This is a genomic window from Lentzea kristufekii, assembly GCF_033949925.1.
Lineage (GTDB): Bacteria > Actinomycetota > Actinomycetes > Mycobacteriales > Pseudonocardiaceae > Lentzea > Lentzea kristufekii.
The window spans coordinates 146,643-161,187 of sequence record NZ_JAXAVV010000019.1; the positions used below are offsets into that span (position 1 = coordinate 146,643).

At 68.8% G+C, this 14,545-nt stretch carries 14 protein-coding genes; 2 read left to right on the forward strand and 12 right to left on the reverse strand.

The window, feature by feature from the left end; translation table 11 throughout:
• Window positions 1-23: 23 nt before the first annotated feature.
• A complete protein-coding gene (locus SK571_RS32800) occupies window positions 24-527 on the reverse strand; it encodes a hypothetical protein (RefSeq protein ID WP_319987971.1) in 504 nt (167 codons plus the stop codon).
• Window positions 528-673: 146 nt separating this feature from the next.
• Here SK571_RS32800 and SK571_RS32805 point away from each other — a divergent pair, with 146 nt between their 5' ends.
• Complete coding sequence (locus SK571_RS32805; RefSeq protein WP_319987972.1) at window positions 674-1,966, forward strand: amino acid permease; 1,293 nt, start codon at window positions 674-676, stop codon at window positions 1,964-1,966.
• A gap of 3 nt (window positions 1,967-1,969) precedes the next feature.
• Here SK571_RS32805 and SK571_RS32810 read toward each other — a convergent pair whose 3' ends face one another.
• From SK571_RS32810 to SK571_RS32825, 4 genes are all read right to left on the reverse strand, one after another.
• Complete coding sequence (locus SK571_RS32810) at window positions 1,970-2,494, reverse strand: NlpC/P60 family protein (protein WP_319987973.1); 525 nt, start codon at window positions 2,492-2,494, stop codon at window positions 1,970-1,972.
• Between the two features lie 137 nt (window positions 2,495-2,631).
• Window positions 2,632-2,889: a helix-turn-helix domain-containing protein gene (locus SK571_RS32815; RefSeq protein ID WP_030479084.1), complete on the reverse strand. Its 258-nt coding sequence runs from the start codon at window positions 2,887-2,889 to the stop codon at window positions 2,632-2,634.
• Between the two features lie 267 nt (window positions 2,890-3,156).
• Window positions 3,157-3,792, reverse strand: a complete 636-nt coding sequence (locus tag SK571_RS32820) for a UdgX family uracil-DNA binding protein (protein WP_319987974.1) — start codon at window positions 3,790-3,792, stop codon at window positions 3,157-3,159.
• Window positions 3,770-3,949 (reverse strand): CsbD family protein, encoded by a 180-nt coding sequence (locus tag SK571_RS32825; protein ID WP_090065142.1) that lies wholly within the window; start codon window positions 3,947-3,949, stop codon window positions 3,770-3,772. The genes SK571_RS32820 and SK571_RS32825 overlap by 23 nt, the downstream gene beginning before the upstream one ends.
• Before the next feature lie 186 nt (window positions 3,950-4,135).
• Between SK571_RS32825 and SK571_RS32830 the strand changes: the two genes are divergently transcribed.
• Window positions 4,136-4,480, forward strand: a complete 345-nt coding sequence (locus tag SK571_RS32830; protein WP_245983899.1) for an ANTAR domain-containing protein — start codon at window positions 4,136-4,138, stop codon at window positions 4,478-4,480.
• Here SK571_RS32830 and treZ read toward each other — a convergent pair.
• From treZ to SK571_RS32865, 7 genes are all read right to left on the reverse strand, one after another.
• The gene (gene treZ, locus SK571_RS32835; RefSeq protein ID WP_319987975.1) at window positions 4,399-6,081 is read right to left on the reverse strand and encodes a malto-oligosyltrehalose trehalohydrolase; all 1,683 of its coding nucleotides are present in this window, start codon (window positions 6,079-6,081) and stop codon (window positions 4,399-4,401) included. The genes SK571_RS32830 and treZ overlap by 82 nt on opposite strands.
• Window positions 6,078-8,156, reverse strand: coding sequence for a malto-oligosyltrehalose synthase (treY, locus tag SK571_RS32840; protein ID WP_319987976.1), 2,079 nt, complete (start codon window positions 8,154-8,156; stop codon window positions 6,078-6,080). The genes treZ and treY overlap by 4 nt, the downstream gene beginning before the upstream one ends.
• Window positions 8,156-10,261: a glycogen debranching protein GlgX gene (gene glgX / locus SK571_RS32845; RefSeq protein WP_319987977.1), complete on the reverse strand. Its 2,106-nt coding sequence runs from the start codon at window positions 10,259-10,261 to the stop codon at window positions 8,156-8,158. Before glgX ends, treY begins: the two co-directional genes overlap by 1 nt.
• Before the next feature lie 585 nt (window positions 10,262-10,846).
• Window positions 10,847-11,149 (reverse strand): hypothetical protein, encoded by a 303-nt coding sequence (locus tag SK571_RS32850; RefSeq protein WP_319987978.1) that lies wholly within the window; start codon window positions 11,147-11,149, stop codon window positions 10,847-10,849.
• Window positions 11,150-11,243: 94 nt separating this feature from the next.
• Complete coding sequence (locus SK571_RS32855; protein WP_319987979.1) at window positions 11,244-13,058, reverse strand: 4-alpha-glucanotransferase; 1,815 nt, start codon at window positions 13,056-13,058, stop codon at window positions 11,244-11,246.
• A gap of 105 nt (window positions 13,059-13,163) precedes the next feature.
• On the reverse strand, window positions 13,164-13,589 hold the full coding sequence (locus SK571_RS32860; RefSeq protein WP_319987980.1) for a RidA family protein: 426 nt from the start codon (window positions 13,587-13,589) through the stop codon (window positions 13,164-13,166).
• A gap of 14 nt (window positions 13,590-13,603) precedes the next feature.
• Window positions 13,604-14,515, reverse strand: coding sequence for a LacI family DNA-binding transcriptional regulator (locus SK571_RS32865; RefSeq protein ID WP_319988009.1), 912 nt, complete (start codon window positions 14,513-14,515; stop codon window positions 13,604-13,606).
• Window positions 14,516-14,545: the final 30 nt, after the last annotated feature.

The following is a 14,545-nucleotide window of genomic DNA, read 5'->3' on the forward strand; positions in this document are numbered from 1 at the left end:
TATGGCGAATCGCGCCGTTACGACTACGTCAAAGAGTCGGCGCGACCCGTCTCCGTGACCGCCCTGAGCGCCGCCACCACGGCCGAGAACGGCGGCAGGAACGGCTTCGCGACCGGCACCTCACCGAGCCACCGCACCCCGCCCCCGTCGATCCGCGACGGCGGCAACGGCACGAGGGTCCCCAGCCGGTGCGTCAGCGCACCGCGCGCCCGCAACCGGATCAGGTTCACCTGCGACGCCTCGTCGGCGGACTCGGCGAGGACGAGCCATCGCCCGGGAGCGCCCGCGACCGAAGGCAGCACCACCACCGGCCCGCCCAGCATCCGCACGGACAGGTAGTGCTGCACCTCCCCGCCGATGCCCGCCGCCATCTCCACGGCGGACACCGCGTGATCGGTGGTCAGCAGCAGCCGGTTCTCCGACCGCAGCACCAGCCACCCCCAGTCCGAGCACCGCTCGAGCGCACCGGCGAACGTGTCGAGCTGCGGCAGAACTCCGGACGGTAGTACTCCCTTAGGCGAGTTCATCGATCTCACCCTCACTTGGTTCAAGTCGGTGTAACTGCAATCACACGATTTGACTCTCCGCCGCCATGAACTCACTATCGGCCCGCCATCGGCACACTCGAACGGGGCTGGAGAGCGTGACTCACCTGCGGGAACGGCATGTCACCATGATCGCGCTGGGAGGCGTGATCGGAGCGGGCCTCTTCGTCGGGACGGGCGCCGGCATCGCGCTCGCCGGACCGGCCGTGCTCATCTCGTTCGCACTCGCCGGAATTCTGGCGTTGCTCGTCCTGCGCATGCTCGCGGAAATGGCGGCCGAGCACCCGAGCGGCGGCGCGTTCTCCGTGCACGCCGAAAAGGCGATCGGGCCGTGGGCCGGTTTCACGGTCGGCTGGACCTACTGGGCGGCGGTCGGTGTCGTGCTCGCGGTCGAGGCGACCGGCGCGGCCAAGATCGCGTCCGGCTGGGTCCCCGCGGTGCCGCAGTGGGTGTGGGTGCTGATCTTCATGAGCGCGCTCACCGCGGTGAACCTCGTGGGCGTCCGCAACTTCGGCGAGTTCGAGTTCTGGTTCGCCGGCCTCAAGGTCGCCGCGATCGTCCTCTTCCTCGCGCTGGGAACGGCGGCCATCGCGGGCCTGCTTCCCGGCGTCGACTCACCCGGCACGCAGAACCTCAGCGACTTCCTCCCCCACGGCTGGGGCGGCGTCATCGCCGGGTTCATGGCGGTGGTGTTCGCGTTCGGCGGGCTGGAGGTCGTCACGATCGCCGCCGCCGACGCCGAGAACCCCCAGCACGCCGTCAAGAAGGCTGTCCGGACGTCCATGACCCGGCTGCTCGTGTTCTACCTCGGCTCGATGGCCGTCGTCGTGACGCTCCTGCCGTGGAACGACTCCGAGGTCGGCGCCAGCCCGTACGTCGCGGTGCTGAACCGGATCGGGATCCCGGCGGCCGGGCAGATCATGAACGTCGTCATCTTCGTGGCCCTGCTGAGCGCCATCAACGCCACGCTCTACGGCGCCGCGCGCATGCTGAGCTCGCTGGCCGAACGCGGCGAAGCTCCGAAAGCCTTGCTGACCAAGAAGAACGGCGTGCCGCGCAACGCGGTGCTCGCCTCCACGGCGTTCGGGTTCTTCTCCGTGCTCCTGAACTACCTGTGGCCGGACACGGTGTTCCTGCTGCTGCTCAACGCGGTGGGCTCGGCGCTGCTGGTCGTCTGGGCGTTCATCGCGATCTCGCAGATCCGGCTGCGCCGCACGATGGAGAACCCCGCGGTCCCCATGTGGGGCTATCCGTACCTCTCCTGGCTGGCGCTGGCCGCGATCGTGGGCATCATCGTGCTGATGCTGAGCGACGAGCAGGCCCGCGGGCAGATCCTGTCCACGGGCGTGCTCGTCGCCGTCGTCGCGGCGGTGGCGCTCAGCAGGTCGGCCTTGCGCCTGCGCCACCACGACCGGGCCTGACGCTCAGCCCGTGACGTTCTTCAACCGGTAGGGCTTGTACTTGGTGTTCTGCAGGCCGTACGTGAGCACGCGGTGGTCGGTGCCGTGGCCGCCGCGCTGCTCGTAGGCCATGTACTGCGACTTGTCGGCCTTCGTCCACTTCTCGAAGATCACGACATGGCGGAAGTCGTCGCCGGGTTCGTCGACCGGGTCGATGAACAGATCACCGGGTTCGAGATCGGCGATCTTGATCGGCGTCGTGTACTTGCCGGTGGCGAGAGCGACGGTGTTCGGGCCGCCCTTGGGATCGGTGTTCCCCAGATTCGCGGCCATCGAGACAAAACCCGAACAATCTTGCCGATAGCCGTCCTTCCAGTACTGGGACATGCTGTACGGCACCTGCTTGCCGTTGTTCGCGGTCAGCCACGTCGCCGCCCGCTTGAGCACGTCACCCCTGCTGATCTGCGCTTCCGGTGCCGCGTACGTGGCGGGCGTGCCGACGAGAACGAACGCGAAGAACGCGGCGATCACAGCTGAAACGAATTTCACCGTTTCCCCCCGCATCGAGAGGAGCGAATCTCGTGGCTCCACCCGAACACGGGGCGCGATGGGACGTCAAGGCGGCCTGTGGAACTGCCGGTGAATTCAAACTTCAGTGGTAACTCGACCGAGCGAATTAGCGGCGATCAGGCCGATCGGCTCTGCGGGGTCAGCAGTTCGTTGATGGAATCGAGCGAGATCCCGAGCGCACCGGCGAGGGCTGCGATGGTGAAGAACGACGGCGTGGGGGCACGTCCGGTCTCGATCTTGCGCACGGTCTCGGCGGACAGTCCGGCGCGGGCCGCGATCTCGACCATGCTCTCCTCGCCGCGGGCGTCCCGCAGCAACTGACCGAGCCGCCTGCCGCGCTCCCGTTCCAGCGACGTCAGTGGGATGCGCACCATGGGTGCGGATTCTACGCGAAACAGGCGCGCGAAGTGGCGTGAGAAAAGTCCGTTGCAAGGTCCGCTGATCCCGACGTAGGTTCGTTGTACACACGAGAGGAGGTGGTCCGAAGTTGTACAGCAACAGGACTCGTGAGGTGGCTGTCCGATAGGACCGCCTTTTGGTGACGCCTAGTCGTAATCCCAGGCAGCCACCCGACCCCCGGACTTCGAGCGCTGGTCCCGCTCGGCCTGCTCGCGCAGGAGTCGTCCGGGGGTTGTCCCGTTTCAGGACTCCCGCACGGCCTTCAGGTCCGCGACGAACGCGTCGAACGCCTCGGTGAAGTTCTCCGCACGCACCACCGACGACGGGTGCACCGTCACCCCGACCTTCAGCCCGTCGTGGTCCAGCACCTCACCGCGGTGCTCGGTCAGCTTGAACGACGGCCCCAGCACCGCCTTGGCCGCCACGGCCCCCAGCACGATCACGAGCCGGGGCTTCACCACCCGGATCTCCTCGCGCAACCAGGGGAAGCAGGCCACGACCTCGCTCCGCCGGGGCTGCTGGTGGATCCGGCGCTTCCCGCGCTCGATGAACCGGAAGTGCTTCACCGCGTTCGTCAGGTACGCCTTCGAACGATCTATGCCGGCGGCGTCGAACGCCTTGTTCAGCAACCGCCCGGCCGGCCCGACGAACACGTGCCCCTCGGTGTCCTCGCGATCGCCCGGGCACTCCCCGACCACCATCAGGCGGGCCGGTACCGGCCCCTCGCCGAACACGGTCTGCGTCGCGTCGCGGTAGAGCTCGCAGCCGCGGCACCCCTCTGACGCCGAACGCAAAGCCGCCCAGTCCGCCCCGTCAGGGACGTACTGGGCGCCGTCTGCGGCTTTGCCAGGACTCTTACTTGTCCGAGCGGAAGGCATCCTTGACCTTCTCGCCGGCCTGCTTGATGTCGGCCTTGGCGCGCTCCGCGCGGCCCTCGGCCTGCCACTGCTCGTTGTCGGTGGCGTCGCCGACGGCTTCCTTCGCGCGACCCTTGAGTTCTTCGGCCTTGTTCTCGAACTTCTCATCGGCACCCATGCAACTCGGTTACCCGGCGAGCACCGTCCGAAACAGTTGATAAGGTGATCACTCGCGGTTGAGAACCCAGCCGCAAGCCGATGTGACGGCTTGCCCTGGGTGTGCCCGCCCTTCGCAATGCAGCTCCAGAGCACCGTCGTCACACCGGCATGCCGCTGTGACATGACGACGCGAAAGGAGCCGGCGGTGTCGTCCGCGAGAATCACCGCCCTCGAGGCCGAGGTGGCAGGGCTGCGCAAAGCTCTGGTGTCCCGGACTGTCATCGGGCAGGCCACAGGCCTGATCGCCGCACGCAAACCCTGCACACCCCAGCAGGCTTTCCAGCTGCTGGTGCACATCTCCCAGCACCACAACATCAAGCTGCACGTCGCCGCGGACCGGCTGGTCACGGCGTTCGTGCACGCCTACCTGGGACGGCCCGTCGACCTGGCCGACCAGATGCTGTGGGATCACGTCGACGCGACGACCGCGAACGAGTCCGGCGGGAGCGACGACGGGTTCGCCGAGGAGGCGAGCAGCACTTCTCCGTGAGGCAGCGGGACGGGGGTCGTGCCGAGGTTCACGACCACGCGGATCGCTCCGCGGTGCAACACGAAGCACTCCCCGTCCTGCTTCACGACGAACCTGTCCAGTCGCGGGTCGGCCAGCTCCGGGCGGGAGCGGCGCAACGCGATCAGGGCCTTGTAGGTCTCCAGGACCTTCGCGTGGTCACCTTCCCGTGCCTCGTCCCAGCGCAGGCGCGAATTCTCGACCGTCTGAGGCGACATCGGGTCCGGAACGTCGGATTCGCCCCAGCCGTGCCGTGAGAACTCACGCCGCCGGCCGGTCCGGACGGCCTCCGCGAGCTGCGGGTCCGGGAACGACGCGAAGAACTGCCACGGAGTGGACGCCGCCCACTCCTCCCCCATGAAGATCATGGGCGTGTACGGCGAGGTCAGCACGATTGCCGCCGCACACAACAACTTCCCCGTCGACACCGACGCGGGCAACCGGTCACCGGTGGCGCGGTTGCCGACCTGGTCGTGGTTCTGCGTGTACGCGAGGAACCGGTAACCGGGGATCAGCGCGGTGTCGACCGGCTTGCCGTGGTGCTTCTCACGGAACGACGACCAGGTGCCGGCGTGGAAGAACACCTTCTCCAGCGTGTTCTTCAACGCTCCGGGCGCCGCGAAGTCCTCGTAGTAACCGAAGGTCTCGCCGGTCAGCGCGACGTGCAGGCAGTGGTGCAGATCGTCCGACCACTGCGCGTGCAGGCCGTGGCCGCCGGCTTCGCGCGCCGTCACCAGCCTCGCGTCGTTCAGGTCGGACTCGGCGATCAACGTGAGCGGACGGCCGACGGACGCCGACAGCGCGTCCACCTCGACGGCCATCTCCTCGAGGACGTGGGTCGCCCGCTGGTCCGCCAGCGCGTGCACCGCGTCGAGCCGCAACCCGTCGACGTGGAAGTCCCGCAGCCACTGCAGCGCGTTGTCGATGACGTACCGGCGCACCTCGTCGGAGCCCGGCCCGTCCAGGTTCAGGCCCGGGCCCCAGTCGTTGCGCCCGGCGAAGTACGGCCCGAACTTGTCGAGGTACGCGCCGGACGGCCCGAGGTGGTTGTAGACGACGTCCAGCAGCACGGCCAGGCCACGCGCGTGGCACGCGTCCACGAACCGCTTGAACCCGTCCGGCCCGCCGTAGGGCTGGTGGACCGCACCCCACAGCACTCCGTCGTAACCCCAGCCCTCGACGCCGTCGAAGCTGTTGACCGGCATGACCTCGACGAACGAGATGCCGAGGTCCACCAGGTGGTCGAGCTTGCCGATCGCGGCATCGAACGTGCCCTCCGGCGTGAACGTGCCGATGTGCAGCTCGTAGATCACGCCACCCGGCAGCGCCCGGCCGGTCCACGCGCTGTCGGTCCACTCGAACTCGTGGGAGTACACCCGAGAGGCCTCGTGCACCCCGCCCGGCTGCCACAGCGACAGCGGGTCCGGGTACGCGTGACCCTCGATGACGAAGGCGTAGTCCGCACCGGCCGGGGATTCCACGTCGGAATGCCACCAGTCGCCGTCGCGCTTCATCTCGTGGTCGAAGCCGTCGACGCGCACGTGCACCGACTCGGGCGTCGGCGCCCAGACGGAGAAGCTCACTGATCCCCCTGCACCAGCAGCGCTACCGGATAGGTGTCGAGCAACGACGCCAGGTCCTCCGTCGCCGGACGCCCGGTGAGGACGTCCGTCCACTTCGCACCCGGCAGCGGCAGAACCGTGTCCTGCCAGCCCTTCTGCTCCAGACCGACGGGCAGCCGCGTCGCGACCGTGATCACCCCGGACCGTTCGAACGCCAGCACGTGCTCGGCGGCCGGGCCCTCGGCGTGCAGCGGCCGGTAGCCGTGCAGGCCGCGCTTGCGCACGTGCAAGGCCTTCTGCACCACGAGGAGCTTGGCCGCGCCCGAGTCGTCGACCTCCGGCAGCCAGCCGGATTCGATGCGCGCCAACAGGTCCCGGCGCACGTCGTAGTCGACTGGCCGGCGGTTGTCCGGGTCGACCAGTGAGAAGTCCCACAGCTCGGTGCCCTGGTACACGTCCGGCACGCCCGGCGCGGTGAGCTGGACCAGCTTCTGCCCCAGCGAGTTCGACCAGCCGGGCGCCTTGATCCGTTCGGCGAACGCGGCGACCTCGGGCTCGTTCAGCGCCTTCGCCGGCCACGCGGCCACCTCGGCGTCGAACTCGGCGTTCCGGTCGACCCACGAGGTCCTGATCTTCGCCTCGCGCGACGCCTTCTCCAGGTACTGGCCCAGCCGGTCCTCGGTGAGCGGCCACGCGCCGACGACCGACTGCCACGCCAGGCGGTTCAGCGTCGGTTCGGAGATGCCGTGCTTCTCGGTCATCGCGGCCTCGAACGCCAGGTAGGCGTCCGGGATCTCCGCCAGCACCGCGAGCCTCGCCCGCACGTCCTCCGAACGCTTCGTGTCGTGCGTCGACAGCGCGGTCATCGCGTTCGGCTCCGCGGCCTCACGCCGGGCCGCGCGCTGGTGGAACTCGCCGACGGGCAGGCCGAACCTGTCCGGCGAGCCACCGACCTCGTTGAGCGCCACGAAGTTCGTGTACCGGTAGAACGCGGTGTCCTCGGTGCCCTTCGCGACGACCATGCCGGACGTCTGCTGGATCCTGGTCGCCAACTCGCCGTGCGGATCGGCGCGGACCTGCTCGTCCAACGCCCGCACGGCGGGCGACCTGCTCAGCCTGACCGCGGTCTCCCAGTACCCCAGGCCTTCCGGGAGGTACGACCGGTACACCGGGAAGTTGACCATCACCTCGGCGACGGCCCGGCACGCCTCCTCGAACTCCACCCCCTCGACGAGGCGCGCGATCCGGCGCACCTCCGCCACCAGGATCGAGTCCGCTACCTGCTGCCGCGAGGCGTGCTCGACCGCGTGGAAGTCACCGTCGTAGGCGTCCGTGGGTGCGATGAACACGCCGCAGATCTCGCGCAACGCGTCGTAGCCCGTGGTGCCGTCGACCGGCCAGCTCTGCGGCAGCGACTCGTCCGGCCCGAGGATCTTCTCCACGACCAGCCAGCCGTCGAAGTGCTCGCGCAGCCGCCGGAAGTAGCCGCCGGGATCGGCGAGCCCGTCCGGGTGGTCGATGCGCAACCCCGTGACACCCCACGAGAGCACCGCCCGGTGCGTCGCCTCGAACACCTCGGGATCCTCGACCCGCACCGCCGCGAGCTCGGTGATGTCGAAGAACCTGCGGTAGTTCAGCTCGGTGTTCCCGCGCCGCCAGTTCGCCTTCAGGTAGTGCTCGTGGACCTCGTCGGGAGCGTCCTCGCCCAGCACGGGCAGCAGCACCTTGCCCGACGACCAGTCGATGTCGAAGTACCGCGCGTACTTCGAGGCCTGGCCGTGCTCGAGCACGTCCTCCCACCACGGGTTCGGCACGACCATGTGGTTCGGCACGATGTCGACCACCAGGCCGAGGTCCAGCGCCTTCAGCCGGTCCTGGAGCGCGACCCGCCCGGCGTCACCACCCAGCTCGGGTCGCGCGAGAGTCGGATCGGTGACGTCGTAGCCGTGCGTCGAGCCCTCCCGCGCGTCGAGCATGGGCGACCCGTACAGGGCGCCGACTCCCAGACGCGCCAGGTAGTCCGCGATGCCGGCGGCGTCAGCGAAGGTGAACGACGGGGTGAACTGGACGCGGTAGGTCGAGGACGGCGCGCCCATCAGCCCACCCGCTGCAGCACGACGAGCGACCGCGCGGTGAGCGACAGCTGCCCGGACGCGGCGATCGGCTTCTCGTTGCCGCCGACCTCCCCGGTCGTGGTGTTCACGACGACCCTCCACTCAGGACCGTACTCGGTGTCGGGCAACGTGATCTGGATGTCCTCGTGGTGCGCGTTGAACGCCATCAGGAACGAGTCGTCGACCACCCGCATACCGCGCGAGTCGAGGTCGGGAATGCCCTCGCCGTTGAGGAAGACCACGATGCACCTGCCGAAGTCGTCCTCCCAGTTCTGCTCGGTCATCTCCTCGCCCGCCGGCGTGAACCACGCGATGTCGCGCAGCTCCTCGCCCTTGCGGATCGGCCGGCCGGCGAAGAACCGGCGACGCCGGAACACCGGGTGGGCCTTGCGGAACGCGGCGAGCGCCGCGGTGAACTCGGCCAGCTCGGCGTTGGCCTCCAGCAGCGACCAGTCGACCCACGAGACTTCGTTGTCCTGGCAGTAGGCGTTGTTGTTGCCGTTCTGCGTGCGGCCGAACTCGTCACCGTTCACGATCATCGGCACGCCCTGCGACAGCAGCATCGTCGCCATCAGGTTGCGCCGCTGCCGCCGCCGCAGCGCGAGGATCTCCTCGTCGTCCGTCGGCCCCTCGACACCGCAGTTCCAGGACCGGTTGTGGCTCTCGCCGTCCTGGTTGTCCTCGCCGTTGGCCTCGTTGTGCTTCTCGTTGTACGACACCAGGTCGTTCAGCGTGAAGCCGTCGTGCGCCGTCACGAAGTTGATCGACGCGTACGGCCGGCGGCCGTCGTCCTGGTAGAGGTCACTACTGCCGGTGATGCGCGACGCGAACTCGCCGAGCGTCGCGGGCTCACCGCGCCAGAAGTCGCGGACCGTGTCGCGGTACTTGCCGTTCCACTCCGTCCACAGTGGAGGGAAGTTGCCGACCTGGTAGCCACCGGGCCCGACGTCCCACGGCTCGGCGATCAGCTTGACCTGCGACACCACCGGGTCCTGCTGCACGACCTCGAAGAACGTCGCCAGCCGGTCCACGTCGTAGAACTCGCGCGCCAGCGTCGCCGCGAGGTCGAACCGGAAACCGTCGACGTGCATCTCGGTGACCCAGTACCGCAGCGAGTCCATGATGAGCTGCAGCGTGTGCGGCGTCCGCACGTTCAGCGAGTTGCCGGTGCCCGTGTAGTCCGTGTAGTACTGCGGGTCGTCGTCCTCGAGCCGGTAGTACGACTCGTTGTCGATACCGCGCATCGACAGCGTGGGCCCGAGGTGGTTGCCCTCCGCCGTGTGGTTGTAGACGACGTCGAGGATGACCTCGATGCCCGCCTGGTGCAGGGCCCTGACCATGCCCTTGAACTCCTGCACCTGGTTGAGCGGCAACGCCGCGTAGCCGTCGTGCGGCGCGAAGAACCCGATCGTGTTGTAGCCCCAGTAGTTGCTGAGCCTGCGCTCCGCCAGCGTGTGGTCGCTGATGAACTGGTGCACCGGCATCAGCTCGACCGCGGTGATGCCCATCTTGACGAGGTGGTCGATCATCACCGGATGCGCGAGACCCGCGTACGTGCCCCGCAGGCGCGGCGGGATCTCCGGGTGGTCGATGGTGAGACCGCGGACGTGCGTCTCGTAGATGACGCTCTCGTTGTACGGCGTCTTCGGCAGCCTGTCGTTCGTCCAGTCGAAGAACGGGTTCACCACCACGGACTTCGAGACGTAGGGCGCGGAATCGTCGTCGTTGCGCTCGTCCGGCGAGCCGAACTTGTAGCCGTACAGCGCCTCGTCCCACGACAGGCCGTTGGAGATGGCCTTGGCGTACGGGTCGATCAGCAGCTTGTTGGGATTGCACCGCAGGCCTCGGGCCGGGTCGTACGGGCCGTGCACGCGGTATCCGTAGCGTTGTCCCGGGCCTACGCCGAGCAGGTAGCCGTGGTGGACGAAACCGTCCACCTCCGGCAGCCTCACGCGTGTCTCCGTGCCGTCCTCGTCGAAGAGGCAGAGCTCGACGTACTCCGCGACTTCGGAGAACAGGGCGAAATTGGTGCCCACGCCGTCGTAGCCGGCGCCGAGCGGGTAGGGCCTACCGGGCCAGGGTCGCACAATGCTCCTCGTCACAAGAAACTAGCTGCTGACAGACCATATCCGTGCGGCAACGCCGTGGCATCACGTCGTTGTCGCACGGCAGGTCGGGTTTTCGTCGGAACCGGTCACCCGGTGGGGGTCGACGTCTCAAGGCCACCAGCCCACGGGAAGCGGGTCTTCCGGTCGGCGCCACGTCCGGTCCGCCCGCCTGGGTTCGAGGCGCGTCAGCTCGGCTTTCACCGCACCACGATCCGAGCGGGCCTGGGACGACGGGAACGAGCGGTCTGCCACGACCAGACAACTACCCCGCCGGGACGTTTTGTACTCCTGTCGCCGCCGGAACTCCGCGATGGGGACTGCGCGGGATCTGCGACGCGGCGCGTGCGCCGAAGCACGCGCGGACCTCGCGGCACCACGGTGCGCGGGCAGTGCCCGCGCCTGTGCCGGGTCTGTTGCGGACCGGTAGGCCTGGTGAACGATCACACCTGAACCCTACGAGCGGGCACTGACGATTTCGGGCCCGCTGCAGCAAGGTTCTCACGAGAGTGGGAGCGGCTTGATTCGATCGTGTGATCGTCACCCGTCGGCGACTACCGGACGCAGTCACACTCCTTCGTGCGCCAGCACCAACTGGCCGCGGGCGGCGGTCAGCAACGTGCGGGCTTCCTGGATCTCCACGTACTTCAGGTGTTCACACGCGGCCTCCGCGCACGCCAGCGCGTACTGCAGGGCGGTGTTGTCGTCCACGGGACCTGCGTCCCGCAGCGCGTCACGCAGGGATTCCTCCGCGCGCCGTGCCCCGACGACCGGGTCGCCGAGCGCAGTGGGCCTCACCGAAGCGAGGACCTGCTCGACGGCCAGTTCAAGCACGCCGGTCGATGTCCGCGTGCCCACGGCTGAGCTCATTTGGTACGCCACCTCCAAGAACGTTCGTCTTCCGCCGTCCGGTGACGGCCTTACAGTACTCCTCAGGTCCATGACCTGCCGTTACGCAAAAGTTTCATCTTCCGCGGCTGCGGAGCGGCCGGGTGATCTCGCGGACGCGGGGGAAGAACTCGTCCAGCTCCACCGGCAGGGGAATTCTCCAGTTCGGGTGCTCGTCGATCGTGCCCGGCACGTTCGGCTGCCGGGTTTCCCGCAGAGCGTCCTGAGGTGAAGTCAGGACCAACGCGCAGGGTGCCTGCGCGAGCAGTTCGTGGGCGCCCTCGACCCTGTCCGCGGGCTTGACGCCCTCCTGGCGCATCAGCTCGTCGAAGTCGGGGCCGTCCGGTCCGGCGAAGAACGTCGCCGCGGTCGGCAGGTCGTGCGTCGAGATGCTGGCCATCTGGTTCGGGTTCCACTGCGACGGCGGGATCAGCGGGTGGCCCTCCGCGTAGTAGTCGCGCTGGAAGTAGAGGACGGCGCTGGTCAGCATGCCGTTCTCCTGCAACGTCTTCGTGACGATCGGCTCGACCGTGCCGAGGTCCTCGCCGACCACGACCGCGCCCGCCCGGTACGCCTCCAGCGCGAGCACGCCGAGCATGGCGTCCGCGTCGTAGTGGACGTACGTGCCGCGCGACGGCGGCTCGCCCGGCGGGATCCACCAGAGCCGCCACAGGCCGGCGACGTGGTCGATGCGGATGCCGTCCGCGTGCTGCAGGACGCTGCGCAGCACCTGCCGGAACGGCCGGTAGCCGGTCTCGGCGAGCCTGTCCGGGCGCCACGGCGGCAGGCCCCAGCCCTGGCCGTCCGCGCTGAACGCGTCGGGCGGCGCGCCCACCGTGACGTCGATGGCGAACGCGTCGGGATCGGCGAACGTGTCCGCGCCACCGGGGTCGACGCCCACCGGCAGGTCGTGGATGACGCCGACGGCCATGCCGGCCTCGTGCGCGGCGAGCCGGACGTCCTGGAGCTGGCGGGTGCAGAGGTGCTGTAGCCAGGCGTAGAACCCGACCCGTTCGGCCGGCGGGTCGGCGCGGTCCTCCGGCCATTCGCGCCAGTCCTTGCCGTGGGTCTCGGCGAGCGCGCAGTAGGTCGCGAACTTCTCCAGCTCGGCGTCCATCTCGACCTCGCCGCCGGGGAAGAGCAGTTCCAGTGCCTGCTTCTTCGCCTCCCACACGGCGTCGTAGTCGATCAGGTCCTCGTTCGCGGGCTTGAGGTCGCGGATGAGCTGCCGGGTGCGCGGGCAGGCCTGCAGGAACTCGGCCGTGTCGGTGACGCGCAGGTACAGCGGGTTCGCGAACCGGCGGGTCGTCGGCGAGTACGGCGAGCGCTCGACGGGGTGCGTCGGGCTCGGGGCCTGCACCGGGTTCACCAGCACGACGCCGGCGTCGAGTTCGAGGGACGACCTGCGGGCGATCGTGGCGAGGTCGGCGAAGTCGCCCATCCCCCACGACTCCTTCGAGCGCGCCGCGTAGAGCTGCAGCATCCAGCCCCAGGTGCGGGGCACCTCCGGCAGCGTCCTGGGCGCGACGGCGAGCGTGACGGTCTGGTCCTCGGTCACCACGCGGTGCCAGCCGAGCGGCACCGAGTCGGGCACGTGCCGTTCGACGGCGAACGAGGTACCGTCCTCGAGCTCGATGGTCGCGGGACCCCGGAGGTCGTACGTCTCGTACTCGCGGATGACGATCGTGGGAGGGAGCTTCTGCTCGGCCCTGCGCCGCTCGACCTCGGCGAGCTCGCGGACGACCGAGTCCTCAGTGGACGCGTCGACTCCGAACCGGGCGAGGATCTTCACCACGACGTCACGATCGACCGAGACCTCTTGCTGGTCCGCGTTTTCGTACCGAGTGGCTACGCCCCAAGCGTCCGCCAGCCGCGTCAGCAACTGCTCCACACCTACAAGCTATGTCACAGCTCGGTCCGCATTACCAGAGCAAATGGTCCCTGGTCACCCGATGGGTGCAGGCCGGTCGGGACGCACACGCAGAGGTGCTTTTACTTAGACATCCGATGCTTCATCCGGAATGGCGACGACGGCCTCGACCTCGACCAGGAAATCGGGTCCGAACAACGCCGCCACCTGAACCAACGTGCTGGCCGGGTTGTGCACCTCGCCCAGCGCGGGACGCAGGATTTCGTCACGCACGTCGCGAATCGTCTGCACCTCTGACGCGTCCAGCACGAACCAGGTGAACTTCACGACATCCGACCAGTCGGCGCCAAACCTCCGGATGACGTGATGAAGATTGCTCAGCGCCTGCCGCGTCTGCGCCGCCAGGTCGTCGACCCCGACCACGCACCCGGCCGCGTCGACCGCCACCTGACCGGAGATGAACGCGAGCTTCCCGGTGACCGTCACGGCGTGGGCGTAGCCGGGGGTGGTCGGCAGCGCGGCGAGCTCGGTCAGGCGTTCTTCGGCGGGCATGGCCGCCACCCTACTCAGGCGACGGGCCCGCTGGAGTTGCGCACGACCAGCCGCACCTGGTGCTCCGCCGGTTCGATCTCCCCGCCCCTGATCAGCGTGAACAGGTCGGCGACGGCCCGCTCCCCCTGCGCCTTCGCCGCCCCCTCGACGGCGGTCAGCCCGACGACGCGGGTGAGTTCCTGCCCGTCCAGCGACACGATGGACACCTCGTCCGGCACCGCGCGCCCGTCGCGCTGCATCCGCAGGAAGATCCCCACCGCCGCGGCGCCGTTCGAGCTGATCACCGCCGTCGGCAGCCGTTCGCCGTCGAGCAGCACGTCGACCACCTGCTCGCCGCCGTCGACCGTCGGCGAGCACCAGACCGTCCACTCGGGACGCACGGTGAGCCCGGCGGCGACCAGGATCTCGTCGTACGACTCGTCGACGCCGTCGGCCAGCACCAGGGCCACGTCGCGGTGCCCCAGTCCCTGCAGGTGGGACACGGCGGTCCGCAGCGCGTGCCGGAGGTCGGTGTCGTCGACCGTGACGTGCGGGACCTCCAGCGACTCCAGCGCCACCTGCTCCACCGGGGACAGCGACATCGACAGCAGCAGCACACCGTCCACACGACGCCCCAGCGGCAGCTCACCGAAGAACTTCGCACGCGCGTCCGCGTCACCCAGCACGTAGAGCAGCACGTCGTACCCGGCCTGCCGCAACGCGCCCTCCGCGCCCGCCAGCACCGGGCTGACCTCGGACGTCAGCACCGCGATCGCGTACCGGCGGCCACCGGCCAAAGAGGAGGCGTCCCGCGCGATCGCGTACTTCATGCGCCGCGCGATCTCGCTCACGTGCTGCCTGGTCGCCTCGGACACGCCCGGTTCGCCCCGCAGCGCACGCGATACGGTCGCAGCGGACACCCCTGCGGCCTTGGCCACGTCGGACATGCTGGTCACGGCCCGAGCGTATTGGAGATC